The 24,535-nt window shown below is 71.6% G+C and carries 20 protein-coding genes; 15 read left to right on the top strand and 5 right to left on the bottom strand.

Features of this window, described 5'->3' with window-relative positions:
- Nucleotides 1-25: 25 nt before the first annotated feature.
- From OGL88_RS00370 to OGL88_RS00300, 15 genes are all read left to right on the top strand, one after another.
- Nucleotides 26-1,213: an ABC transporter ATP-binding protein gene (locus tag OGL88_RS00370; RefSeq protein ID WP_263054918.1), complete on the top strand. Its 1,188-nt coding sequence runs from the start codon at nt 26-28 to the stop codon at nt 1,211-1,213.
- Nucleotides 1,210-2,430 (top strand): ABC transporter substrate-binding protein, encoded by a 1,221-nt coding sequence (locus tag OGL88_RS00365; protein WP_263054917.1) that lies wholly within the window; start codon nt 1,210-1,212, stop codon nt 2,428-2,430. The genes OGL88_RS00370 and OGL88_RS00365 overlap by 4 nt, the downstream gene beginning before the upstream one ends.
- Nucleotides 2,427-3,362 (top strand): ABC transporter permease, encoded by a 936-nt coding sequence (locus tag OGL88_RS00360; protein WP_263054916.1) that lies wholly within the window; start codon nt 2,427-2,429, stop codon nt 3,360-3,362. Before OGL88_RS00365 ends, OGL88_RS00360 begins: the two co-directional genes overlap by 4 nt.
- On the top strand, nt 3,359-4,219 hold the full coding sequence (locus OGL88_RS00355; protein WP_123671284.1) for an ABC transporter permease: 861 nt from the start codon (nt 3,359-3,361) through the stop codon (nt 4,217-4,219). The genes OGL88_RS00360 and OGL88_RS00355 overlap by 4 nt, the downstream gene beginning before the upstream one ends.
- A gap of 189 nt (nt 4,220-4,408) precedes the next feature.
- Nucleotides 4,409-6,958, top strand: a complete 2,550-nt coding sequence (locus OGL88_RS00350; protein WP_263054915.1) for a carboxylate--amine ligase/circularly permuted type 2 ATP-grasp protein — start codon at nt 4,409-4,411, stop codon at nt 6,956-6,958.
- Nucleotides 6,958-8,766, top strand: coding sequence for an N-acetylglutaminylglutamine amidotransferase (locus tag OGL88_RS00345; protein ID WP_263054914.1), 1,809 nt, complete (start codon nt 6,958-6,960; stop codon nt 8,764-8,766). The genes OGL88_RS00350 and OGL88_RS00345 overlap by 1 nt, the downstream gene beginning before the upstream one ends.
- Nucleotides 8,763-10,712: a S9 family peptidase gene (locus tag OGL88_RS00340; RefSeq protein WP_263089311.1), complete on the top strand. Its 1,950-nt coding sequence runs from the start codon at nt 8,763-8,765 to the stop codon at nt 10,710-10,712. Before OGL88_RS00345 ends, OGL88_RS00340 begins: the two co-directional genes overlap by 4 nt.
- Nucleotides 10,713-10,794: 82 nt before the next feature.
- The gene (locus tag OGL88_RS00335; protein WP_263054912.1) at nt 10,795-11,712 is read left to right on the top strand and encodes a GNAT family N-acetyltransferase; all 918 of its coding nucleotides are present in this window, start codon (nt 10,795-10,797) and stop codon (nt 11,710-11,712) included.
- 124 nt (nt 11,713-11,836) lie between these two features.
- A complete protein-coding gene (locus OGL88_RS00330) occupies nt 11,837-12,553 on the top strand; it encodes a GntR family transcriptional regulator (RefSeq protein WP_263054911.1) in 717 nt (238 codons plus the stop codon).
- A gap of 91 nt (nt 12,554-12,644) precedes the next feature.
- Nucleotides 12,645-13,673: a sugar phosphate isomerase/epimerase family protein gene (locus tag OGL88_RS00325; RefSeq protein ID WP_263054910.1), complete on the top strand. Its 1,029-nt coding sequence runs from the start codon at nt 12,645-12,647 to the stop codon at nt 13,671-13,673.
- Nucleotides 13,670-14,623, top strand: coding sequence for a 3-hydroxyacyl-CoA dehydrogenase family protein (locus OGL88_RS00320; RefSeq protein WP_263054909.1), 954 nt, complete (start codon nt 13,670-13,672; stop codon nt 14,621-14,623). The genes OGL88_RS00325 and OGL88_RS00320 overlap by 4 nt, the downstream gene beginning before the upstream one ends.
- An 11-nt stretch (nt 14,624-14,634) precedes the next feature.
- Nucleotides 14,635-15,408, top strand: coding sequence for an SDR family NAD(P)-dependent oxidoreductase (locus OGL88_RS00315; protein WP_263054908.1), 774 nt, complete (start codon nt 14,635-14,637; stop codon nt 15,406-15,408).
- Nucleotides 15,409-15,528: 120 nt separating this feature from the next.
- Nucleotides 15,529-16,920 (top strand): MFS transporter, encoded by a 1,392-nt coding sequence (locus tag OGL88_RS00310; protein ID WP_263054907.1) that lies wholly within the window; start codon nt 15,529-15,531, stop codon nt 16,918-16,920.
- Nucleotides 16,917-18,623 carry a dihydroxyacetone kinase family protein gene (locus tag OGL88_RS00305; protein ID WP_263054906.1) on the top strand — a complete coding sequence of 569 codons (1,707 nt, stop codon included), beginning with the start codon at nt 16,917-16,919 and terminating at the stop codon, nt 18,621-18,623. The genes OGL88_RS00310 and OGL88_RS00305 overlap by 4 nt, the downstream gene beginning before the upstream one ends.
- Nucleotides 18,620-19,453: a triose-phosphate isomerase family protein gene (locus OGL88_RS00300; RefSeq protein ID WP_263054905.1), complete on the top strand. Its 834-nt coding sequence runs from the start codon at nt 18,620-18,622 to the stop codon at nt 19,451-19,453. The genes OGL88_RS00305 and OGL88_RS00300 overlap by 4 nt, the downstream gene beginning before the upstream one ends.
- Here OGL88_RS00300 and OGL88_RS00295 read toward each other — a convergent pair.
- The 5 genes from OGL88_RS00295 to OGL88_RS00275 form a co-directional block, all read right to left on the bottom strand.
- Entirely contained in the window at nt 19,450-20,124 is a 675-nt protein-coding gene (locus OGL88_RS00295; RefSeq protein ID WP_263054904.1) for a response regulator, read from the bottom strand. The two genes, OGL88_RS00300 and OGL88_RS00295, sit on opposite strands and share 4 nt — an antisense overlap.
- Nucleotides 20,121-21,332, bottom strand: a complete 1,212-nt coding sequence (locus OGL88_RS17945; RefSeq protein WP_263054903.1) for a sensor histidine kinase — start codon at nt 21,330-21,332, stop codon at nt 20,121-20,123. Before OGL88_RS17945 ends, OGL88_RS00295 begins: the two co-directional genes overlap by 4 nt.
- A gap of 248 nt (nt 21,333-21,580) precedes the next feature.
- A complete protein-coding gene (locus tag OGL88_RS00285) occupies nt 21,581-22,267 on the bottom strand; it encodes an SDR family NAD(P)-dependent oxidoreductase (protein ID WP_263054902.1) in 687 nt (228 codons plus the stop codon).
- Nucleotides 22,268-22,310: 43 nt separating this feature from the next.
- Nucleotides 22,311-22,961, bottom strand: coding sequence for a helix-turn-helix domain-containing protein (locus tag OGL88_RS00280; protein WP_235035995.1), 651 nt, complete (start codon nt 22,959-22,961; stop codon nt 22,311-22,313).
- Nucleotides 22,958-24,475: an APC family permease gene (locus OGL88_RS00275; RefSeq protein ID WP_123292883.1), complete on the bottom strand. Its 1,518-nt coding sequence runs from the start codon at nt 24,473-24,475 to the stop codon at nt 22,958-22,960. The genes OGL88_RS00280 and OGL88_RS00275 overlap by 4 nt, the downstream gene beginning before the upstream one ends.
- Nucleotides 24,476-24,535 lie beyond the last annotated feature (60 nt).

Raw genomic sequence — 24,535 nt, 5'->3', positions numbered from 1 at the left:
TCCTTCCGAAGCAGCAGGAGGCACCATGGCAATGACCGGCACGTTCGCCGAATCCGGAGCCGATCTCCGGCTCGAGCAGATCACCAAGTCGTTCCCCGGGCACACCGCGGTCGACGCGCTCGACCTGACGGTGCCGGCCGGCTCGTTCTTCGCCCTGCTCGGCCCCTCGGGCTGCGGCAAGACCACGACCCTGCGACTGGTCGCCGGGCTCGAGGAGCCCACGAGCGGCACCATCACGATCGGCGGCGAGGACGTCACCGACACGAAGCCGTACCAGCGGCCCGTCAACACGGTGTTCCAGAACTACGCGCTGTTCCCGCACATGAGCGTGCTCGACAACGTCGCGTTCGGCCTGAAGCGGCGACGGATCCCGGACCCGATGACGAAGGCGCGCGAGGCCCTGCACCTGGTCGAGCTCGATGCCTCGGCCGACAAGCGCCCTGCTTCCCTGTCCGGCGGCATGCAGCAGCGCGTCGCCCTGGCCCGCGCGATCGTGAACCGGCCGGCACTCCTGCTGCTCGACGAGCCGCTCGGTGCGCTGGACCTGAAGCTCCGGCACCAGATGCAGCTCGAACTCAAGACGATCCAGGCCGAGGTCGGGCTCACCTTCCTGCACGTCACGCACGACCAGGAAGAAGCGATGACGATGGCCGACACGGTCGCCGTCATGAACGGTGGTCGGATCGAGCAGATGGGCAGCCCCCAGGACCTGTACGAACTGCCCCGCACCGCGTTCGTCGCGAACTTCCTCGGCCAGTCGAACCTGCTCGAGGGCGAGGTCCGCGGCGCCGACGGCCCGCTGCTCGTGGTCGCGACCCCGGCGGGCACCATCGCCGTCCCGGCCGACCGCGCCGTCCGGACCACGGGCAGCGTCGTCGTCGGCGTCCGTCCGGAGAAGCTCAAGATCCGCACCTCGGAGCCCACCCCCGAAGCCGGCCGCAGCATCCTCGGGCCCGGCCGCGTGGTCGACGTCTCGTTCTCCGGCGTCAGCACCCAGTACCTGGTGGACGTCCCCGGTGCCGGCCGCGTCTCCGTCTTCGCGCAGAACTCCAAGGGCGGACCGCGGATCCCGGCCGGCACCGAGGTCTGGCTCACGTGGGGCGTCGACCACGGTTTCGGCCTGGAGGCGCACCCCGCGTCCGACCGGACCGTCACCACCCACGCCGCCACGGGCCTCCAGTCCGCACCCGCCACGGCAGGATCGCTCGCGTGACCGGCGGGGGACCCGGCCCGGACCTGCTGCGCGGACTGACGTCCGCGCGCGTCAGCCGACGCGGCCTGCTGGCCGGCGGTGGAGCCGCCGCGCTCGCGGCGCTGCTCACGGGGTGCAGCATCAAGGGCTCAGCCGCCTCCGGCGCCGAGAACGCCGTCGACTGGACCGCGTTCTGGAAGGACGCCAAGGCGACGAAGCAGCTGAACTTCGCGAACTGGCCGCTCTACATCGACTCCGACCACGGCAAGTCCGAGTCCCTCGCGCTGTTCCAGAAGGCCACCGGCATCAGTGTCGACTACCAGGCGGTGATCCAGGACAACGCGACGTTCTACGCGACCGTCTCGCCGATCCTGCGGGCGCAGGGCGCCACCGGCTACGACCTGGTCGTGATGACCAACGGGTTCGAACTGACGCAGATGATCAAGAACGGCTTCGTGTGCGAGCTCGACCACTCGCGGCTGCCGAACTTCGCGGCGAACGCGGGTGACTCGGTGAAGGACCCGACCTACGACCCCGGCAACAAGCACTCCGTCGTCTGGCAGACCGGGTTCACCGGGATCGCCTACAACCCGAAGTACATCGACCGCGAGATCACGTCGTTCCAGGACCTGCTCGACCCGGCGTTCGCGGGCCGCGTCGGGTTGATGAGCGACAACACCGAGCTCGGTTCCCTCGGACTGCTCGCGAACGGCATCGCCCCGGAGACGTCGACCCCGGCGGACTGGCGGAGAGCGCAGGCCTGGTTGCGGAAACTGCGCCCCAGCGTGACCGGCTTCTACGACCAGAGCTACATCAACAAGCTCGAGAACGGCGACACCTGGATCACCCAGGCCTGGTCCGGCGACGTCTTCCAGGCGCAGCAGTCCGGGTTCGAGGACCTGCAGTTCGTCACGCCGGAGGAGGGCCAGATGATGTGGCACGACAACCTCATGATCCCCCGGCAGGCAGCGAACCCGGTGGCCGCCCTCGAGTGGATGGACTTCTACTACACGCCGAAGATCGCCGGCATCGTCGAGGACTGGGTCAACTACGTGTGCCCGGTCCCCGGCGCCGAGGCCTACGTCCGCGACGAGCTCGACGACGCGACGGTGGCGGACAGTCCGCTGGTGTTCCCGGACTCCGACGTGCTGGACCGGTCGCACGAGTTCCGGGTGTTCGAGAACTACGACGAGTACTCGGAGTGGAACGGCATCTTCAACGCGGTGGTGCAGTCGTGACGGCCGTCGGGGTCGCCGGCCCGGGCGCCGCACCGACACCGGGCGCCGGTCCGGCTCCGGTCCGTCGGGGGCGCCGTCGCAGTACGCCCTTCCTGCTCGCGCTGGTCGGGACCGCGTACCTCTGCGTGTTCTTCGTCATCCCGCTCGTGTCCGGGCTCATCGTCTCGCTCATGTCGGGCAACCCGGACGACGGGTACACCTTCACGTGGAACTGGGGGATCTACGGCTCCCTGTTCATCGACCCGCAGGTGCCCTACCTGACGTTCCTGCTCCGGTCGCTCTGGTACGGCGCCGCTGCCACAGTCGTGACCATCATCGTGGGGTACCCGGTGGCGTACTTCATCGCGTTCCGGGTGTCGCCGCGGTGGAAGAACCCGCTGCTCATGCTCGTGTTCGTGAGCTTCCTGGTGTCGTTCATCATCCGCACCGACATGTGGGCGTTCGTGCTCGCGTCGCAGGGCCCGGTCGTCACGTTCCTGCAGACGATCGGTCTGGCGGGCAAGGACTTCCACATCCTCGGCACCGGTGGCGCGGTGATCTTCGGTGACGCCTACAACGACCTGGCGTTCATGGTCCTGCCGATCTACGCCGCACTCGAACGCATCGACCCGCGACTCGGCGAAGCCGCCAACGACCTGTACGCCGGCAAGTTCCGGGCGTTCTGGCACACCACGCTGCCGCTGTCCCGCTCGGGCATCTTCGCCGGCGTCCTGCTCGTGTTCATCGACAGCGTCGGCGACCCGGTGAACTCGGCGCTGCTCGGCGGCACGAACACGTACACGATCGGCCAGGCGATCCAGGACGCCTACTCCGGCAACCAGCAGTACAACGTCGCCGCGGCACTGTCGACCGTGCTCATGGTCGTGCTCGGCATCATCCTGTTCATCTACGCCCGCGTCTCCGGCACCGACGACCTCGAGGACCTCGTATGACCGCCGTCGCACCGTCTCGTCCGTCCACCGTGACCACCTCGTCGCCCGTCGTCCACCGCCACGGCGTGAACCGCCGCGGGCCCTGGCTCGCGATCGTCTACTGGGTCACCATCGCGATCACGCTCGTGCCGATCGTCTACATGATCGTGTACTCGTTCAACGACGCCCCGACGAACCGGCTGTCGTTCGCGTGGAACGGCTTCACGACGTACTGGTACGCGAACCTGGTCAACGTGTCCGGGCTCGGCGCCGCGTTCGTCACCTCGGTCGTCGTCGCGTTCCTGGCCGCGATCATCTCGGTCGCGATCGGCCTGCCGCTGGCCCTGGCACTCGAGCGGTACCGGTTCCCCGGTCGCGGTGCCGTGAACGCCGTGGTGTTCGCGGACATCGCGGCGCCGTCCATCGTGGTCGGGTCGGCGTCGCTGTCGTTCTTCCTGTCGGTGGGGCTCGGCACCGGGTTCCTGACCGTGCTCATCACCCACGTGGCGTTCGACGTCGCGTACGTCGTGGTGGTGCTCCGCGCCCGGATCTCCGGCACGTCGCGGGTGCTCGAAGAGGCCGCGAGCGACCTCGGCGCGACGCCGTTCCAGGCCTTCCGGCTCGTGACGCTGCCGTTGCTCGCGCCGGGCATGCTCGCGGCCGGGCTGCTGGCGCTCGCGATGTCGATCGACGACTACGTCATCACCTCGTTCGTCGCCGGGCCCGCGGTCACGTTCCCCCTGTTCGTCTACGGCGCCGCGAAGGCCGGGATGCCGCCGCAGGTGCTGTGCTTCGGGACGCTGGTGTTCGCGGTGGGGTTGCTCGTGGCGCTGCTGAACGGTGCGCTGAACCGCCGCCTGGCTCGGACACGGGGCTGACGGTTCGCGGCTGGTGCGAGGTTGGCCACTCGGTGCGCGCTCGTAACCAGGCACGGAGTGTGCAACCTCGCACGGGGTGACGTCGTGCTCTACCAGTGCTCGTGACGCTCGATTGACGGGCGTGTTACGGACGCGAGTCGGGCGGTGTGCCGCGGCGCGCGCCACAGCCGCCGCGCGTAGGTTCCAGCCATGAGTGCAGAGCTGACGCTCGGCGCCGAGGAAGAGCTGCACCTCATCGACCTCGAGTCCGGCCGACTTTCCGCGAAGGCCCCGCGCCTTCTGCCCAAGCTGCCCGCCGACCGCTTCGGCGCGGAACTGCAGCGCACGACCATCGAGACGAACACCCCCGTGGTGCGCACCCTCGACGACCTGCGGCGGGTGATCGTCGACCTGCGCCGGGAGCTCAGCGCCGCGATCGCACCGGCCGGGGTGACCATCGCATCGGTGGGCACCGCGCCGCGGTCCGAGTACGCCGATTTCGAACTGACCAGCGGCGGGCGCTACGGCCGGATGCAGGAGCAGTACCGGATGCTCGTCGACGAGCAGCTCATCTGCGGCCTGCAGGTGCACGTCGGTGTGAGCGACCGTGACCTGGCGGTGCAGATCGCGCAGCGCGTCGCCCCGGTCCTGCCGGTGCTGCTGGCCCTCAGCGCGTCGAGTCCGTTCTGGAACGGGCAGGACACGGGCTACTCGTCGTTCCGCAGCATCATCTGGCAGCGGTGGCCGTCGGCCGGCAGCTTCGGTCGGGTGTCGAACGCGGCCGAGTACGACAAGGTGCTCGACGACCTGATCGCCTCGGGGGTGATCGCCGACAAGAAGATGGCGTACTTCGACGTGCGGCCGTCGTCGCACGCCCCGACGCTCGAACTCCGGGTCTGCGACGCCACCCCGATCGTCGACGACGCGGTCCTGATCGCCGGCCTGTTCCGGGCCGCGGTGCGGAAGGCCGAGATCGCCGTCGAGTCCGGCTCCGAGTGGCACCCCCGCAGCGAACCCCTGCACCGTGCGGCGATGTGGCAGGCGGCGCGCACCGGGCTGAGCGGCGAACTGCTCGGCCTCGGGCAGCACCCGGACCGCCTGCCCGCCGAGGTCGCCGTCCGGCAACTGGTGTCCCGCCTGCGTCCGGAACTCGAGGAGCTCGGCGACTGGGGCACCGTCACGGACCTGCTCGAGGACACCCTGGCCCGCGGTAACTCCACCGATCGGCAGCGCACCGCGTACGCCGAGCGCGGCGAGCTCGACGACGTCGTCGCCCTGGTGGTCGAGGACACCGCCGGCACCCCGTCCGGCCGCGACGAGGGCCCTGCGGTCGCGGTCCCCGGGTACCGCGTGCGTGCCGGCGACGAAGCGGTGGGACCCGGTGCGCGCCCCCGTCCGGCGTTCCGCGACCTGGCGACGTACTTCACCGCCTGGAACGCCGACACCACGAACGAGCACTGCGCCGCGCGCGACGCCTGGACCCGCGAGCACGAGGTCGGCTTCGTCGTGGACGGCGGGGTGCAGGCGTTCGGGTGCGACCTGGTGCCGCGCACGATCAGCGCGTACGAGTGGTCGCAGCTGGAGCGCGGCCTCGGGCAGCGAGCACGGGCGATCGAGCTGTTCCTGCGCGACGTGTACGGCGAGCGGCGGATCGTGGCCGACGGGGTGATGGACGAGCACCAGTTCGTCGGGGCGAACGGCTGGGACCCCGATGCTGCGCGCCTGCCCGGTCACGCGGTGCGCGCACCCGTGCTCGGCTTCGACCTGGTGCGCAACGAGTTCGGTGGCTGGCGTGTGCTCGAGGACAACGTGCGCTCGCCCTCAGGGGTGGCGTACGGCATCGCACTCCGCGAGCTCATGGACGACGTCGTGCCCGACGCGCCCCGTCCGGCACTCCTGCGCGACCCGCACGGCGTGACCGACCGGCTACGCGAGACGCTCCGCACGAACGCGACCGCGGTGACCGGCAACCCGGACCCGGTGCTCGCGCTCGTCAGCGACGGCCCCGCCGCCGGCGCGTGGTTCGAGCACCGCAGGCTGGCCGACGGAGCCGGGCTGCGCCTCCTGGCCGGGTCCGACCTGGACGTCCGTGACGGACGCGTGGTCGACGCGACGACCGGCGACGTGCTCGACGGGCTGTACCTGCGGATCGACCGCGACGTCAGCGCCCTCGACGCGGGGCCGGGGATCCTGGACGCCGCCGAGGCCGGCCGCGTCCACCTGGCGAACGCCCCCGGCAACGCGCTCGTCGACGACAAGGCGATGTACGTCAACGTGCCGGACCTGATCTGGTACTACCTGGACGAGAAGCCGTTGCTCGAGTCGGTGCCGACGTACCGTACGAGCATCGAGGGTGAACGCCTGTCGGTCCTCGACCGCGTGGGTGAACTCGTGACGAAGCCGGTCGACGGCGAAGGCGGTCGCGGGGTCCTGATCGGGCCGAGCGCGAGCGCCCCCGAGGTCGCCGAGCGACGGCGTGCGATCGCCGCGGATCCTGCCGGTTGGGTCGGGCAGGAGGTCGTGCAGCTGTCGTCGCACCCGACCATCGGACCGGCGGGCCTCGACCCACGGCACGTCGACCTGCGCGCGTTCGTCTACCTGACCGGGACGGGCGCGGACGACGCGCACCTGGCCGAGGTCGCGCTGACCCGGGTCGCACCCGAGGGCAGCATGGTCGTGAACTCGTCGCGCGGCGGCGGCGCGAAGGACACGTGGATCGTGGGATCCGCCGCTACGACGGCGGCCGAGGGAGAGCGCTGATGTGTGGACTCGCGGGTGAGATCCGGTTCGACGGCACGGCCCCGGACGTCGGAGCAGTGGCACGGATGACGGGGTGCATGGTGCACCGCGGCCCCGACGGCGACGGACTGTGGGCGCGCGGACCGGTCGCGCTCGGGCACCGACGGCTGTCGATCGTCGACCTGTCCACCGCCGGTGCGCAGCCGATGGTGCTGCCCCGGGCCGGACTGACGATCGCCTACAACGGCATGGTCTACAACTACGAGCAGCTGCGTGACGAGCTGCGCGGCAAGGGTCACGAGTTCTTCTCGACGTCGGACACCGAGGTCATCGCCGTCGCCTACGCCGAGTGGGGCGCGGCCTTCGTCGAGCACCTGATCGGCATGTTCGCCATCGCGATCTGGGAGCACGCCAGCGGCCGGCTCGTGCTCGCGCGGGACCGGCTCGGCATCAAGCCGTTGTACGTCGCGGAGGTCCGCGGTGGGCTCCGGTTCGCAAGCTCCCTGCCGGCGATCCTGGCGGGGGACGGCGGCGCGGGCAGGACCGGCAGCGGCATCGACACGTCCATCGACCCCGTCGCCTTCGCGTCCTACATGAGCTTCCACTCGATCGTGCCGGCACCCCGCACGATCCTGTCCGGCGTCGGCAAGCTCCCGCCCGCCACCGTCCGGGTGGTCGAGCGCGACGGCACCTCCCGCGACACCGTCTACTGGGAGCCGCGGTTCGAACGCGACCCCGCCAAGGCCGACTGGACCGACCGGGACTGGGAGCAGGCGTTCATCGGGTCGCTCCGCACCGCGGTGGAGCGCCGCATGGTGGCCGACGTCCCCGTCGGCGTGCTGTTGTCCGGAGGCATCGACTCGTCCCTGGTCGTCGGACTGCTCGCCGAGGCCGGGCAGCAGGACCTCGCCACGTTCAGCATCGGCTTCGAGGCGGCGGGCGGTGAGTCCGGCGACGAGTTCGAGTACTCGGACCAGGTCGCGGAGCACTTCGGCACCGACCACCACCGCATCCACATCCCCTCGACGCGCCTGCTCGACGGCATCGACGGTGCGGTCGCCGCGATGAGCGAGCCGATGGTCAGCCACGACTGCGTCGCGTTCTACCTGCTGTCGCAGGAGGTCTCGCAGCACGTCAAGGTCGTGCAGTCCGGCCAGGGTGCCGACGAGGTGCTCGCCGGTTACGACTGGTACCCGCCGCTCGCGGGCGTCCCCCGCGACCAGGCGGCCGAGGCCTACCGCTCCGTGTTCATGGACCGCCGCTGGCCCGCGCTGCAGGGGCTGCTCGGGGAGCGCTGGAAGAGCGACGACGACACCCCGTCGGCGTTCGTGGACGCTGCGTTCGCGGTTCCGGGTGCGGAGACGAGCGTCGACGCCGCACTCCGCAGCGACACGATGACGATGCTCGTCGACGACCCGGTCAAGCGCGTCGACAACATGACGATGGCGTGGGGGCTCGAGGCCCGCGTGCCGTTCCTGGACCACGAGTTCGTCGAGCTCGCCGGTGCGATCCCGCCCGCGCTCAAGCTGTCGGACGGCGGCAAGGGCGTGATGAAGCGGGCGTCGCGCGGCATCGTCCCCGACAGCGTCATCGACCGCAGCAAGGGGTCGTTCCCGGTACCCGCGATCCGGCAGCTCGAGGGCCCCTACCTGGAGCGGGTGCGCGCGGCACTGCACGCGCCGGAAGCACGTGAGCGCGGTCTGTTCGACCCGGGTACGGTCGAGCGGATGCTCCAGGACCCGAACAGCACCAGGACCGAGATCGGCGCGAACGCGCTCTGGCAGCTCGGCCTGATCGAGATGTGGCTGCAGCAGCAGGGGGTGCGGTGAACGTGGGTTCGATCCGGACTGGAGGCTCGGCGAGCGTCGCGTCGTCGGCCGACGTCCGTCCCTCGGTCACGACCAGGGCCGCGGCCGACCTGGGTGAGCGGCTCGCCGTCGCCTGGGGGTCGTGGGGCCCCACGATGACCCGGAACGCCCGGCGCGTGGCGTTCGTGTCCGACCGGCACGGTACCCCCGAGGTGTTCGTGCAGGACGTCGTCGTCGACGGCGAGCTGCCCGAACCGGTCCGGATCGCACTGTCCGACGACCCCGTGATCCGGGTGTCGTGGTCGTCCGACGGGGAGTGGCTCGCCGTGGCGATCGCGACCGACGGTGGCGTGAAGCAGCAGGTCTGGGTGGTCCGGCCGGACGGCACCGACGCCGCGCAGATCGCCGGTTCGCGGTACCAGCACGCCGAACTCGGCCCGTGGAGCCGCAGTGGGCACCGGGTCGTCATCACGCTGCCCTCGACCGAGGCCGAGCAGCCGGCCCGCTCGTACCTGGTCGACCCGGTGTCCGGCGACCGCGACGACCTGGCCGTCGGCGAACTCATCCACATCCTCGACCTGTCGGTGGAGGAACGGCTCGTCGTGCTCAGTGACGGGCAGCGCGGCCAGGAGTTCGTCGTCGTGGTCGACCGGCTGACCGACGAGAGCCACGCCCTGTTCGCCGACGACCCCGACGGGTCCGCCGAGATCGCGTTCCTGCGGCCCTCGCCCGCGAGCGAGACCAGCCCCCTCGTCGCCTACGTCGCCACCGAGGCCGCCCTGCCCCGCCGCGGACTCGTCGCCCAGCCGGTCGGGCCACACGGCTGGCGTGGCACGTCTCGACGGATCATCGAGCGCGCCGACGCCGAACTCGAGTACCTCGACGCCGACGACGCCGGCCGCACGCTGCTGCTCGTCTGGAACGTCGACGGGCGCAGCGAACTCGACCTCATCAACACCCACGACGCCTCGCGCACCCCGGTGCCCGACCTGCCCGGCTACGTCGTCACCGACCCGGTGCTCAGCCGCGACGGCCGGAGCGTCCTGCTCGCCGTCGAGGGACCGACCCGACCACGGGAACTCTGGCGGCTCGACACGAACGCGCTCACCTGGAGCCGGGTCACCGACGTCCCCGCACTGCCGGACGTGCAGCTGGTCGAGCCGACCCTCGAGCGGTTCACCGCCCGTGACGGACTGGAGCTGACCGGCTGGCTGTACCGGGCGGTGGGGCCGGCCGCGTCGGTGGCGGATGACGATGACGTGACGCGGGACGTTCCTCCCGTCCGGCGCGCAGCGCTCGTCCACCTGCACGGCGGACCGGAGTCGCAGGAGCGACCCACGTTCTCGCCGCAGCACCAGGCGCTCGCCGCCGCCGGGGTGACCGTGTTCGCCCCGAACATCCGCGGTTCGTCCGGCTACGGGCACGAGTTCGTGCACGCCGACGACCTGGCGTTGCGGTGGAACGCGCTCGCCGACGTCGTCGACTGCGCGCGGTTCCTGGTGACCAACGGGTACGCCGATCGCTCCCGCGTCGCCGTCGAGGGGCGCTCGTACGGCGGGTACGCGACCCTCGCGTCCCTGGCGTTCACGCCCGACGTGTTCGCGGCCGGGGTCGCGGTGTGCGGGATGAGCGACTTCGCGACGTTCTACCGGGACACTGAACCGTGGATCGCCTCGGCGGCCGCGACGAAGTACGGGCACCCCGTCGACGATGAAGCGCTGCTCGCGGCGCTGTCGCCGATGCGGGCGATCGACGACGTCACGGCGCCGCTGCTCGTCGTGCACGGTGAGCTCGACACGAACGTCCCGATCGGCGAGGCGCACCAGGTGGTCGAGGCGCTGCGGGAGCGGGCGCACGACGTCGAGTACCTGGAGCTCGCGGGTGAAGGGCACGAGTACCGGCGGGCGTCGTCGCGGGCGCTGCTGGTGCGGCGGATGGTGGAGTTCGTGGCGTCGCGCTTGGCGTGAGGCGCTGGCGGGGTGCTCGCACCGCGCCGTCACGGGGTGCAACGATGCGCCGGCGGCGCTCGGCGCGGCGGAGAATGGTGGGATGACGACGACTGCGCCGACCTCGACCGCGCTGCCCCGACCCGGAGAGGTCCTCGTGGCCTCGGCAGCGGAGGTCGAGCAGGTCGTGCAACGCGCCACGAACAACTACGCCTCCGGGGTCGTCGCGGACACCACCGGGTGGGCCGACGGCGATCGCCGCCGGATCGAGGACCTCGGGTTCCGGGGTGGTGATGCCCGCGGCGAGGCGCTCCGGACCCTCGACCTGACGATCGCCGACGACGGCACCCCGACGCGGGTGCTCGACGCGCCCGCGATGGCCGCACTGAACAGCCACCACGCGCGGTTTGCCGAGCGCCGTGGCGAGGTCGTGCGGTACCAGACCGACGTGTCGGTGTGGACGGGCATCCCCGCGCAGCCCACGCCGCAGGACTGGGAGGACGTCCGGGCGCTGCTCGGGTCGGGCGGGATGCTCGGCGTCGGCGCCGCTGCCGTCCTGCCGTCGGGGTGGGAGCCGGTCGAGGGCGCCGGCGGCGTGCAGCTCACCGGCGAGGCGATCGAGGGGGCGCCCGACGACGAGGCCGTCGTGCTGACGCCCGACGACGTGCCGGAGATGACGGCGCTGGTGGAGCGGACGAAGCCGGGGCCGTTCCTGCCGCGCACGATCGAGCTCGGCACGTACCTCGGCATCCGGCGCGACGGCCGGCTCGTCGCGATGGCGGGGGAGCGGTTGCACCCGCCGGGGTGGACCGAGATCAGCGCGGTGTGCACGGACGAGGCGTACCGCGGCCAGGGGCTCGGGCGCCGGCTGGTGCTCGCGGTGGCGCACGGGATCCGGGAGCGTGGCGAGACTCCTCTGATGCACGCGGCCGCGGGGAACACCGGGGCGATCGGGTTGTACCAGCACCTCGGGTTCCGGTTGCGGGATCGCGGGGCGCCGCGGTTCGTGCGCGTTCCGTGAGCTGCGTCCGGTCCTGACCGTCAGAAGGCGGCGAGGGCACCCCGGAGCAGGTCGCGGGGGATCGCGGCGCTGTACTGAGTGGAGGTGACGGCGTTGAGATTCGTGGATTCTCTAGGATCGACCCATGTCCACGACCATGCCCGGCTTCGGGACCGAACGCATCGCGCAGCTCGGCCTGCGTGACCGCGTGTACGACCGGGTGCTCGAGGTCCTGATGGGCCACGACGTCGAACCGGGCATGCGCCTGTCGATCGACGGGCTCGCCCGAACCCTCGGCGTCTCCCCGACCCCCGTGCGCGAAGCCCTGGTGCAGCTCGAACGCACCGGCCTCGTCACCCGCGAGGCCAACAAGGGCTACCGGGTGTCCCCGCCCCTCGCTGGGGACCAGCTCGAGGCGCTGTTCGACGCCCGGCTCATCGTGGAGAGCGGCGCGGTCGAGCTCGCGGCCCGCGGTGACGTCGACGCCCTGCGGGCGCGGCTCAGCACGGCGCTCGACGAGCAGGCTGCGGTGGCCGACGAGGTCGCGGCGGTCGGTGTGGCTGAGGCCTCCGAGGAACTCATGGCCCGGTTCTTCCGGAGTGACTGGCAGTTCCACCAGCTGATCTTCGATGCCACGCGGAACCCGTTCCTCGAGGAGATGTCCGAGATCATCACGACCCGTGTGCACCGTATGCGGCAGATCGTCGAGGGTGGCGGGGACGACACCGACCGCGCCGTGCACGAGCACCGAGCGGTGGTCGATGCCCTCGCGGTCGGGCCGGCCGAAGCGGTCGCGGCGATGCGGCACCACATCGACGCCGTCCGGCTCCGGTCGCGCGAGGACGCTTCGCACACGAGCTGATCCCGCCGGGGTTGCGCTCTGTCGAGGTGCGAGTATCTTTCCTATAGGAAAGAGGTTCACTGCCGAACCCCGACATGCGAAGGAGCATTCCGTGAGCACACCGCAGGATTGGGTCGACCAGGATTGGGACCCCACCACCTGGACGTCGGACACCTGGCCGATCGCCGCCTGTCTGCACGGTTTCGCCCAGGTCACTCGCGACGGCACCGCGTTCCACGATGCCCCGGCCGAGGTATGGGACGACGTGTTCGCACAGATCGCCGCCGCCGGGTTCTCGCTCGCCGAACTCGCCGACAGCCACATCCGCCCCGCGGACCTCGAGCGCTCCCGTCGCGACGAGCTGTTCGCCGTCGCCAAGGCGCACGGCATCGGGATCCCCTCGGTGCACCTGCAGCGCAAGAGCGTCATCCAGCCCGGGCACGAGGAGGACAACCTCGCCTACGCCCACCGCACCATCGACGCGGCGGCCGAGTGGGGCATGCAGGTGTTCTCGACGGGCCTGCACCAGCCGTTCACCGAGGCCCAGAAGCGCGCGCTGTGGTTCTGGACCGCGCAGGGCCCGAAGGACCCGGACGACCCCGAGGTCTGGAACGCGGCGGTCAAGCGCCTGCGGGAGCTCGGTGAGCACGCTGCGAGCGTCGGACTGCCGATGGCGCTCGAACTGTACGAGGACACGTACCTCGGTACCGCCGACAGCGCGGTCCGCCTGGTCGAGGAGATCGGGCTCGACAACGTCGGCCTGAACGCGGACGTCGCGAACCTCATCCGCCTGCACCGGCCGATCGAGGACTGGCGGGAGCTCTTCGCGAAGACCATGCCGCACACGAACTACCTGCACGTGAAGAACTACACGCGTGACGAGGCCGGCGACGGCAGCTGGGCGACGAGCGCGCCGAGCACCATGGAGACGGGCCTCATCAACTACCGCCAGGTCCTGCGCGACGCCGTCGCCGACGGGTTCCGCGGGATCGTCATGACCGAGCAGTACGGCGGGGACAGCCTCGGCGTCTGCGCCACGAACCAGCAGTACATCCGATCCGTCCTCGCGACGACGAAGCTCGACGCGACGGTGACGGCGACCACGACTGCAGCAACCAGCACCGAAGGAGCAACCCGATGAGCACCCTCGACATCGCCGTCGTCGGATCCGGCTACATGGGCGGCGGTATCGCCCAGGTCCTCGCCCTCGCCGGCCACACCGTCCGGATCGCCGACGTCTCGGCCGAGATCGCCGCGTCCAACCGCGCCCGGCTCATCGCAGAGACCGAGCAGTTCGTCGCGGACGGCCTGTTCCCCGCGGACGCCGTGGCACGCGTCGACGCGCACCTCAGCGCAGCCGCCTCCATCGAGGAAGCGGTCGCCGCGGCCGACTTCATCGAGGAGGCCGTCCCCGAGAAGATCGAGATCAAGCACGCGACGCTCCGTCGCATCAGCGAAGCCGCCCGCCCCGACGCGATCATCGGCTCGAACACCTCGACGATCCTGATCGAGTCGCTCGCCGAGGCGGTCGTCGGCCCGGAACGGTTCCTCGGCGTGCACTTCTCGAACCCGGCACCGTTCATCCCCGGTGTCGAGCTCATCCCGCACCCGACCACGAACGAGCACGCGATCGCGGTCGGTGAGACCGTCGTCGCCGCGACCGGCAAGCAGTCGGCGCGGGTGAAGGACTCGACGGGGTTCGTGCTGAACCGCCTGCAGTACGCGCTGTTCGAGGAGGCCACGAAGATCGCCGACGAGGGCATCGCCACCCCCGACGACATCGACACCATCGTGCGGACCACGTTCGGGTTCCGCCTGCCGTTCTTCGGCCCGTTCGCGATCGCCGACATGGCCGGTCTCGACGTCTACGCGTTCTGCTTCGAGTCGCTGCAGACCCGCTGGCCGGAGCGCTTCGCCACCCCGCCGTCGCTGCAGCAGCACGTCGACGCGGGCGAACTCGGCACGAAGTCCGGCGCGGGGTACCTCGAAGTGCCCGCCGACCGGACGCCGGAGCTCGTCGCCTATCGCAACAAGGCGTACGTCGCGATGCAGAAGCTCCTCGACGAGCTCGGCCCGGCACCGATCCACTGACGGGAACGACCATGACCACGAACACGCAGAACCAGGACCACACCGTCGTCCTCACCGGAGCGGCCTCGCCTCGGGGCATCGGCCGGGCGACCGCACACCACCTCGCCGCGGCGGGCTGGAACGTCGGGATCATCGACCTCGACCAGACCGCCAGCGAGCAGGTCGCCACCGAGATCCGCGAACAGCACGGCGTGCGGGCCGTCGGCGTCGGCGCCAACGTCGCCGACGAGACCGCGGTCCGGGCGGCCTTCGACACGATCGAGACCGAACTCCGTCCGGTCACCGCACTGGTGAACCTGGCCGGGGTCTCGTCCGCGCACGCCTACCTCGACCTGCCCGAGGGGGAGTGGCACCGGGTGCTGTCGATCAACCTCGACGGCGTGCACTTCGCCAGCCTGCGGGCAGCGGAGTCGATGGTGCAGCACGGCTACGGGCGCATCGTGAACCTGTCGTCGGTCTCGGCGCAGCGCGGCGGCGGCACCTTCAGCAAGACCCCGTACACGGTGGCGAAGGCCGGCGTGATCGGCCTGACCCGTGGCCTGGCCCGCGAGCTCGGTCCGCGCGGCGTCACGGTCAACGCCATCGCCCCCGGTCCGATCGACACCGACATCATGGGCGGCACCCTCTCCGAGGAACGGAAGGCCGAGATGGCAGCGGACGGCGTGCTGCCGCGCATCGGCACCCCGCGGGACATCGCCGCGGCGATCGCCTACCTGATCAGCGAGGACGCCGGCTTCGTCACGGGCCAGACGCTCAACGTCGACGGCGGCCTGTACATGCACTAGGGCCAGCCGCCCACGGAACGCGCGCCGACCACGCGACGCGATCCGTGCCTCCCGTCCGGACGACCGAACCGACCGCCGGACGCCAGAACGACCGCACCGTGCTCGCAAAGGAGCGAACCCGTGTCACTTCCCCCTGCCCCCGCGCTCGGGTCGACGAACGACCCCGGCCTCAAGTCCGCCATCGGCAAGGCGACGAAGCACCTCATGCCGATGCTCGTCATCCTGTACTTCGTCGCGTTCCTCGACCGCACCAACGTCGGGTTCGCCGAAGAGGCCCTGAGCGTCGACCGCGGCATCTCCGACGCGGCGTTCGCGCTCGGCGCCGGCATCTTCTTCATCGGCTACGCGATCTTCGAGATCCCGTCGAACCTGCTGCTCAAGCGCTTCGGTGCCCGGTTCTGGCTCGCCCGCATCGCGGTCACGTGGGGCATCGTCGCCGCGCTGTTCGCCTTCACGACGAACGACACCATGTTCATCGTCCTCCGCTTCATCCTCGGGGTGACCGAGGCGGGGCTGTTCCCGGGCGTGATCATGTACCTGTCGGAGTGGTTCCCGAACAAGGTGCGCGTGCGGATGTTCGCGATCTTCTACCTGGCGCAGCCGTTCTCGCAGATGATCGGCGCCCCGCTGTCCGGCGGACTGCTGAGCTTCGGCGACCAGGCGACCCCCTTCCACGGCTGGCAGGTCATGTTCTTCGGTGAGGGGATCCTCGCGGTGCTCGCCGGTATCGCGGCCCTGGTGTTCCTGACGAACAGTCCGCAGCAGGCGAAGTGGCTCGAGCCGGGCGAGAAGCAGTCGCTCACGGCGGCCATGGAGCGCGAGGACACCGCCCGCAGCGCGGACGGTCCGACGGGCATCTGGAAGGCCATGGCGAGCGGCCGGGTCTGGTACTTCACGATCATCTACTTCTGCCTGCAGGTCGCCGTGTACGGCACGACGTTCTACCTGCCGCAGCAGGTGTCCTCACTGCTCGGGCAGGACGTCGGCTGGCAGGTCGGCCTGGTGTCCGCGATCCCGTGGCTCGTCGGACTCGTCGCCTGCTACCTGGTCGGCTCGAAGGCGGACTCCGTCGGTCGCCGCCGTCGCTGGGGGACCATGTTCTACATCACGACCGGACTCTCGATCCTCGGGTCGGCCTGGGCCGGTGCGAACGGGCAACCGATCCTGGGCATCGTGTTCATCACGCTGGCGGTCGCGAGCTTCCTGGCCGTCGGCCCGATCACGTGGGCGTACCCGACGGCGTTCCTCACCGGAGCCGCCGCGGCCGCGGGCATCGGCCTCATCAACTCGCTCGGCAACCTCGGCGGGTTCGTCGCCCCGATCATGCGCACGGCGATCAACGAGGTGGTGCCGACCGACAGCGGTGCGTTCGGGATCGTCTCGCTCGGGGTCCTGGCGTTCGTCGCGGCCGTGATGATCTCCTGCACGAAGTTCTTCCGGGGGTCGAAGGCGGATGATCTCCTCGACACCTCGCATGTCCGCACCACGACGTCGAAGGAGACGAACGCGTGACCAGACTGTTCAACGACCCGGCGGACTTCGCTGACGAGGCGACCGACGGCTTCGTCGCCGCGAACGAGCGATGGGTGCGGAAGGTGCACGGCGGAGTCGCCCGCGCCACCACCAGCCCCGACGGCACGGTCGCCGTCGTGATCGGCGGCGGCTCGGGCCACTACCCGGCGTTCGGTGGACTCGTCGGACCCGGCCTGGCCGCCGGTGCCGCGATGGGCAACCTGTTCGCCAGTCCCAGCGCCCAGCAGGTGGCCGGTGTCGCGCGGGCCGCCGAGCACGGTGGCGGGGTGCTGCTGAGCTACGGCAACTACGCCGGTGACGTCCTGAACTTCGACGCCGCGGCCCGCACGCTCGAGGCCGACGGCATCCCGGTCCGCACGGTCCGGGTCACCGACGACGTGGTGAGTGCGCCCGCGGACCGCGCCCAGGAACGGCGTGGCATCGCGGGTGACCTCTGCGTCTTCAAGGTCGCCGGTGCCGCCGCCGAGCAGGGCCGCAGCCTCGACGAGGTCACGGCCGTCGCCGAGCGCGCCAACGACCGCACCCGGTCGTTCGGCGTCGCGTTCTCCGGGTGCTCGCTGCCCGGCGCCGACGAACCCCTGTTCACGGTGCCCGAGGGGCGGATGGCCATCGGCATGGGCATCCACGGCGAACGGGGGATCAGCGAGACGGACGTCCCCACCGCGCACGGCCTGGCCGAACTGCTGGTGTCCCGTCTGCTCGACGAACTGCCCGACGGCATGACACCCGACGGTGCGCGCGTCGTCCCGATCCTGAACGGGCTGGGCAGCGTCAAGTACGAGGAGCTCTTCGTCGTCTACCGCTCGGTGCAGCAGCGGCTCGCCGACGCAGGGGTCGTCATCGTCGAGCCCGAGGTCGGCGAACTCGTCACGAGCTTCGACATGGCCGGCGTCTCGCTCACCCTGTTCTGGCTCGACGCCGAACTCGAGGAACTCTGGGCAGCGCCCGCGGACACCCCCGCGTACCGCAAGGGCGGCGCCGTCCCGCAGGAACGCGTCGACCCCTCCACCGTGGAAGCGGACGTCGAGGGTGTCGCCATCGGCGCGGCGAGCGACGACTCGCGCGCGGTCGGCGAGCAGGCTGCGGCCGGCTTCGCCGCCGTTCGCGCGCTCCTCGACGAGCACGCCGACGAGCTCGGCCGGATCGACGCCGTCGCGGGTGACGGCGACCACGGCATCGGCATGCAGCGCGGCGCGCACGCCGCAGAGGCCGCAGCCACGGACGCAGTAACCGCCCGAGCAGGTGTGGGTTCCGTCCTGCGGATCGCTGCAGACGCGTGGTCCGACAAGGCCGGTGGAACGTCCGGTGCGATCTGGGGAGCCGCCCTGGAGGCACTGGGTCGCGTCCTCGGGGACGAGGAGCGTCCGACAGCCGCCACGGTCCAGCGCGCGGTGCACGCCGCCACCGACGCCGTCCTCGCGTTCGGCGCGACCGTCGGCGACAAGACCATGGTCGACGCGCTCGTGCCGTTCGACGAGGTGCTCCGCACCCGGGTCGACGCGGGGGCGTCGCTCGCGGACGCCTGGGCCGACGCCGTCAGCGCCGCCCGCGAGGCCGCCGACGCCACCGCGTCGCTCGTGCCGAAGATGGGCCGCGCACGCACCCACGCCGAGCAGGCCGTCGGCACACCGGACCCCGGAGCGGTGTCGTTCGCGCTCATCGTGGAGACCCTCGCACCGTGATCACCATCGGGGTGTCGCTGAAGACGTACTTCTCGCATGCTCGGACCCTGGAGTGGGCGGCGGCCGTCGCCGAGATCGCCCGGCGGCACCCCGCGACGCGGTCGGGAGCGGCAACGCTGTTCGTGGCGCCGACGTTCCCGGCGCTCGTCCCCGTGCGCGACGTGCTGGCCGGGTCGGGGGTGCTCCTCGCCGCGCAGGACCTGTCGTGGGCCGACGAAGGCGCGTTCACCGGCGAGGTCTCGGGCGCCGAACTGCGGGAGATCGGGGTCGACCTGGTCGAGATCGGGCACGCGGAACGACGCTCCCTGTTCCACGAGGACGACGCGACCGTCACCGCGAAGGTGCACGCGGCCTTCCGCAACCACCTGCGTCCGCTCCTCTGCGTCGGGGACACGACCCGGGCCTCTCCCCACGAGCTCGGCCGTCACGCCGCTCCGCAAGCTCCGCAGCGTGCCGGAACCGGCTCGCGTGGGCCCAGGTCGGGTGCAGCGGAAGCGGTGGCGGAGGTGACCGCGCAGCTCGACCGTGGTGTCTCGACGGCCGTCGCGGACGGTCTGGCCGGGGCGCTGACCGTCGCCTACGAGCCGGTGTGGGCGATCGGTGCGCCCGCGCCGGCGCCGGACGACCACATCGTGGCGGTGCTCGGGGGGATCGAGCAGTACCTCGCCACGCGACCCGAGCTGCGCGGGAGCACCGTGCTGTACGGGGGCAGCGCCGGACCCGGTCTGCTCACCCGTGGGCAAGGGCGGATCGGCGGCCTGTTCCTCGGTCGGTTCGCGCACGACCCGGCTGCGGTCGAGGCGATCCTCGACGAGGTCGCCGCGGGCTAGGACCCGTCGCGGGTGCCCGCCAGCCCGTGGTCGTGCGCGTAGACCACGAGCTGCACGCGGTCACGGAGCGAGAGCTTGCCGAGGATGCTCGAGATCTGGGTCTTCACGGTCGACTCGGTGACGTACTCCTTCGTCGCGATCTCGGCGTTCGAGAGCCCGCGCGACGCCCAGCCGAACACCACCCGCTCCCGCTCGGTCAGCGCCTGGAACTCGGGTGGCTGCGGCGCCGGTGCCCTCGCGACGTCGGCCCCGAACAGCTGCGCGAGGTCGTTCGGCGCGATGACGGAACTGCCCTCGTGGACCGCCCGGACCGCCGCGAACAGGAACGTCGGGGTGGCGTCCTTGAGCAGGAACCCGCTCGCACCGAGCCGGATCGCGGTCGCGGCGGCGGGGTCGAGGCCGAACGTGGTGAGCACGACGACACGGGGGAGCGGGCCCTCGACGGCGCCGGAGAACAGCTGGCGGACGGTCTCGACGCCGTCCATGCCGGCCATGCGCATGTCGAGCAGCATCACGTCGGGTCGGAGTTCCCGGATGCGGGCGAGGGCCTCGGCGCCGTCCGCGGCCTCGCCCACCACCTGCATGTCGTCCTGGGCGTCGAGCACCACGCGCAGACCGGCGCGGAACAGCGCCTGGTCGTCGGTGAGCAGGATCTTGATCGGTTCGGTCATCGGACGGGTCGCCCTTGGACGTCGAACGGGATGCGGGCGCGTGCGGCGAACACGTCGTCCAGCGCGGCGGCGTCGAACGACCCGCCGAGTGCGGTGAGGCGGGTGTGCATGCCGTCGATCCCCCGCCCGGAGCCACCGGTGGTACGGTCACCGACGACGTTCTCGACCTCGAGTACGACGTCGGCGCTCCGCCAGGTCTCACGGACCACGACGGGCAGCCCCGGTGCACCGTGCCGGAGCGCGTTCGTCAGCATCTCCTGCAGCACGCGCCGTGCTGCCGTGCCGGTGTCCGGGCGGAGCGGGACCGGGACGCCCCGCACCGTGCGGTCGACGTCGACTCCGGCGTCGCGGATGCCCTGCACGATCTCCTCGAGCGAGCCGGGATCGGTCGTCTCCCCGGACCCGTCGATGTGCCCCAGGACCTGCCGGACCTCGAGCAGCGAGCTGCGGGCGGTGCTGGCGATGGTCGCGCTGACCTCGCGGATGCGGGCCTCGTCGGCCAGGAACGGCACCGAGTCGGCCTGCGCGATGATCACCGCGAGCGAGTGGCCGACGACGTCGTGCACGTCACGGGCGATGTCCGCGCGGATGCGCTCGGACTCCGCGACGTCGATGGCACGGGTGGCGGTCGCCTCGGCCTCGGTGGCGACGGCCTCGGCGCGCGACGCGGCAGCCTCGGCATCGGCTCGACGGACGGATTCGCGGTCGCGCGACCGGAAGGCCCGGACGGCGACCCCGCCCGCCCACACCCCGAGGAGGGCGGCGACCGGTGCGGCCATCGCGAGGAACGCCTGGTCGCGGGGGCCGTTGAGCAGCACCAGGTACCGGAAGCCGGTGACGGCGAGGTAGAACGTCGCGCCGACGCCCGCGACGAGCGCGAGCACCCCGGAGAGGATGACCTCGGTCCGGGTCCCGACGACCGCCGCGGTGCCGATGACGACGAAGATGGCGAGGTCGACGAGCGACGGGCGCTCGCCGCCGCCGACCTGGATGATCCCGAGGACGACCACCATGACCATCGCCGCCGACGGGGAGACCCGACGGAGGGCGATCGCGCCGGCGGCGGCGAGCACCGCGAAGAAGCTCGCGTGCTCGAGCTCGACCTCGAGCGGCAGCAGGAAGACCAACGCCGCCAGGACCGCCCACGCCACGTCGACGACGATCGAACGGGTGGCGAGCGGCCGGATGAACGTGCGCCGGTCCGTCACGGCTCGATCATCGCATGCCGCCCACGCCGGGCAGCGCGGACCGACGTCACGCGCCCGGGGTCATGGCGGCGAGGGCGATGACGGTGGTGGCGACGATCGCGGCGCAGAGCAGCAGCGTGGCGATCGTGTGTTTCGTCGAGGACTCCATGTCACCAGACTCGCGGCCCGGAGCCGCCGGGGCATCGGGCGCAGGGGCGAAGCGCATCGTCCCTGCGGGTGAAGCGAGGGCGAGCACTCGGTCCTCGGGATCAGACCACGACGGAGCCCCGCTGGCGGTGCGCGATCGAGACGGACTCGCCGGACACCGCGTTGAGCGGCGACGACAGGAACGCGATGAGGTTCGCGATCTGCTGCGGTGTCGAGTCGCCGGGGCCCCCTGGACGGACCTCGGCGGACGGGGTGTCCGTCACGGTCCCGGGGTTGACGACGTTCACCGTCACCCCGGTGCCCGCCACGTCGTCGGCCAGGTTCTTCGCGATGACGCTCACCGCCGTGTTCCGGAGTGACGCCGTGATGTTGCCGGAGAAGTAGGCGTTCTGCCCGCTCACCACGACCACCCGGCCGAACCCGGCCTCGCGCTGGGCGGGGAGCACGGCGTTCGCGACCCGGAGGAACCCGAGGGCCTTGCCGTCGATCGCGTCGAGGACCTGCTCCGGGTCGGACTTCCGGGCCGGGTCGAGGGTGCTCGCGCTCGGGGCAGCGGTCACGACGAGCACGTCGATGCGCCCGTGCCGCTCGAGGACGGTGGCGATGCCCGCGTCCACCGACTCCTGCGAGGCGGTGTCGATCGACACGCCGCTGTCGGAGTCCTCGGCCGTGCGGGACGCGACGACGACGGTCGCCCCCTCGGCCTGGAGGCGGTCGGCGACTGCGGCACCGATGTACCCCTTGCCTCCGACGACGAGTGCGACACGGTTCTTGAGTTCGAGGTCCACGCGCCCACGCTATGCCGGGACCGCACCGCTGTCCGCGAGCCGGTCACCCGAGCAGCGGCTCGAGCCGCGTCACCGCCCGGCGCAGGTGCACGAGCGCATCGCCCGGCGACGACACCCGGGCCGCAGGCGCCGACAGGGTCAGCCCCGCCACGAGCTCGCCGCGCTCGCCGCGGACCGGGAGCGCCAGGCACCCGAACCCCGCCGTGAACGCGCCGACCTGGTGCACCGGTCCGAGGCCGCCTTCGGCGTGCAGCCGCCCCATCGCACTCGACCCGGGTGTCGCCCGCAGCGCGGCTTCGTCGAGCAGCGGGAAGTCCGGGTCGACGTCGATGTCGCGCACACCGGCGGCGTCGTAGCGCGCCAGGTGCACGCCCGCTCGGACGGCGGAGCGGACGTCGGCGAGCACCGACCGCACGGCCCGGGGCAGCGGTGCGAGTGCCGGAGCGGGCGACACCCCGGCCAGGTCGGCGACCTTGTGGCCGAGGGCGAAGCCGCGCAGGTCCGGCAACCGGACGAGGTACTCGTCCTCGACGAGCAGCGTGATGAGCCGGTAGGTCGTGGCCCGCGGCATCCCGAGGGCCTCCGAGATCTGCTGGGCGGTGACGCCCGGTCCCGCGTGCGCGGCGGCCTCCAGCACCGCGAGGGCGTTCTGGATCGCCTTCGGCTGCCGTGCGCGGAGTCCGGGTTCGCTCACCGCACCTCCGCCTGGTGGCCGGTTCCGGCGGACGGACGGGAGGCCCCCAGCAGGTCCGCCTCGACCGGCACGTCGTACACGGCGCGGCTCCGACCCCGCCGCCAGGGTCGCCGACGCGTGGCCACCAGGAACGCGACCACCACCGCGGCGACCGTCCCGACGGCGAGGGCGACGGCCGGCCAGCGGGACGACGCGGCCTCGACCCCGAGGTAGGTGAGCAGGACGGCGGTGAGCAGGACCCCGGTCGTGACGGCGACGACCGCGACCCCCGCCGTCAGCTCGCCGATGCGCCGCAGGAACACCGGGGCCGCGAAGCACGTCAGGGCGTACGCCGCGATGTACCCGAGGGCGGCGACGACGAGCTCGGCCTCCATCAGCGTCCACGTCGGGATCCCGCTCGCCAGGCCGAGGACCGGAAGCACCGTGAGCACGCCGCACGCGACCGCGCCGGCCACGAACGGGGTCCGGAAGCGAGGCGACGCCCGACCGAGCACCCGGGGCAGGACCCCTTCGCGGCCCATCGCGAACAGGACCCGCACGAGCGCCGTGGTCGAGGCGATCGCGCACGCCGCGAACGACGCCGCGATCCCGAGGTCGAGCGCCCACCCGATCCACTGCATGCCGAAGGCGTTCGCCAGCTCGTTGACGGGTGAGGCGCTCGACGCCAGGTCGGCGCCCACGGCGGCGAACCCCATCTGCTGGGCCGCAGCGCTGACCACGTAGAGCACCCCGGCGACCAGGACGGTCCACGAGATCGCGCGGGGGATCGCCTGGAACGGGCGCCGGGCCTCCACACCGAGCACCGACGCGCTCTCGAACCCGACGAACGCGGTCACGGCGAGGGCGGTGCCGACCGCGAACGACGCCGGCTGCGTCGGCCCGAGGGCGACGGCGGAGGCGTCTGCCGGGTGCAGGCGCGCGACCAGTGCGACGATCAGGACCACGATGACCGCGACCGACAGCGACTCCACGAGCAGGGTCAGCCGGGTCGACAAGCGGACCCCGAGCGCGATCACCGCGAAGACGGCCGCGCCCATCACCAGCACGACGACGATCGTGACCAAGGCGTCGTCGCCGGCGGCCGGAACGAAGCGGGACAGCAGGTAGTCGAGGTAGTAGCCGCTGCCGGTGAGCGAGAACATCGCGATGAAGCCGTACCCGAGCAGGAGTGCTGCGCCCGCGACGACCCCGGCGACCGGGCCGAGCCCGAGCGAGACGTAGGTGTAGAGCGACCCGGTGCCGGCGACGCGTCGGACGAACTGGTTCACCGTCCGCCCGACCAGGAACGACAGCGCCATCGCAGCCAGCAGCGACCACGTGGCCCCCTGGCCGGCGACCGTCGCGACGAGGACCGGGATCGTCGTCGCGGCGGCGGACGGTGCCACGGCCGACACCGACTGGGCGAGGACGTCGACCGGGCCGATGCTCCGCCGCGACAACCCGTCGACGGGGGAGCGCGTGCCGACGCCGGGCACCCGGGGCGGGTCGGCGATGGCTCGGTCGAGCGCGGTCATGCGGCAACCGTAGAGCTGCGCCGTTGCGGCCGTGTCTCGGTGGTGTTTCGGCGGCGTCTC

Origin of the sequence: Curtobacterium sp. RIT-PI-V (assembly GCF_025642935.1) — a bacterium.
In the GTDB taxonomy this organism is placed as follows: Bacteria; Actinomycetota; Actinomycetes; order Actinomycetales; family Microbacteriaceae; genus Curtobacterium.
This window is presented reverse-complemented; position numbering and strand designations above follow the sequence as displayed.

Excerpts from the sequence above, each read along its gene's own strand:
- OGL88_RS00350 (WP_263054915.1), top strand. The coding sequence starts at position 4,409 with ATGAGTGCAGAGCTGACGCTCGGCGCCGAGGAAGAGCTGCACCTCATC.
- OGL88_RS00335 (WP_263054912.1), top strand. The coding sequence starts at position 10,795 with ATGACGACGACTGCGCCGACCTCGACCGCGCTGCCCCGACCCGGAGAG.
- OGL88_RS00315 (WP_263054908.1), top strand. The coding sequence starts at position 14,635 with ATGACCACGAACACGCAGAACCAGGACCACACCGTCGTCCTCACCGGA.
- OGL88_RS00275 (WP_123292883.1), bottom strand. The coding sequence starts at position 24,475 with ATGACCGCGCTCGACCGAGCCATCGCCGACCCGCCCCGGGTGCCCGGC.
- OGL88_RS00320 (WP_263054909.1), top strand. The coding sequence starts at position 13,670 with ATGAGCACCCTCGACATCGCCGTCGTCGGATCCGGCTACATGGGCGGC.
- OGL88_RS00295 (WP_263054904.1), bottom strand. The coding sequence starts at position 20,124 with ATGACCGAACCGATCAAGATCCTGCTCACCGACGACCAGGCGCTGTTC.
- OGL88_RS00355 (WP_123671284.1), top strand. The coding sequence starts at position 3,359 with ATGACCGCCGTCGCACCGTCTCGTCCGTCCACCGTGACCACCTCGTCG.
- OGL88_RS00330 (WP_263054911.1), top strand. The coding sequence starts at position 11,837 with ATGTCCACGACCATGCCCGGCTTCGGGACCGAACGCATCGCGCAGCTC.
- OGL88_RS00370 (WP_263054918.1), top strand. The coding sequence starts at position 26 with ATGGCAATGACCGGCACGTTCGCCGAATCCGGAGCCGATCTCCGGCTC.
- OGL88_RS00345 (WP_263054914.1), top strand. The coding sequence starts at position 6,958 with ATGTGTGGACTCGCGGGTGAGATCCGGTTCGACGGCACGGCCCCGGAC.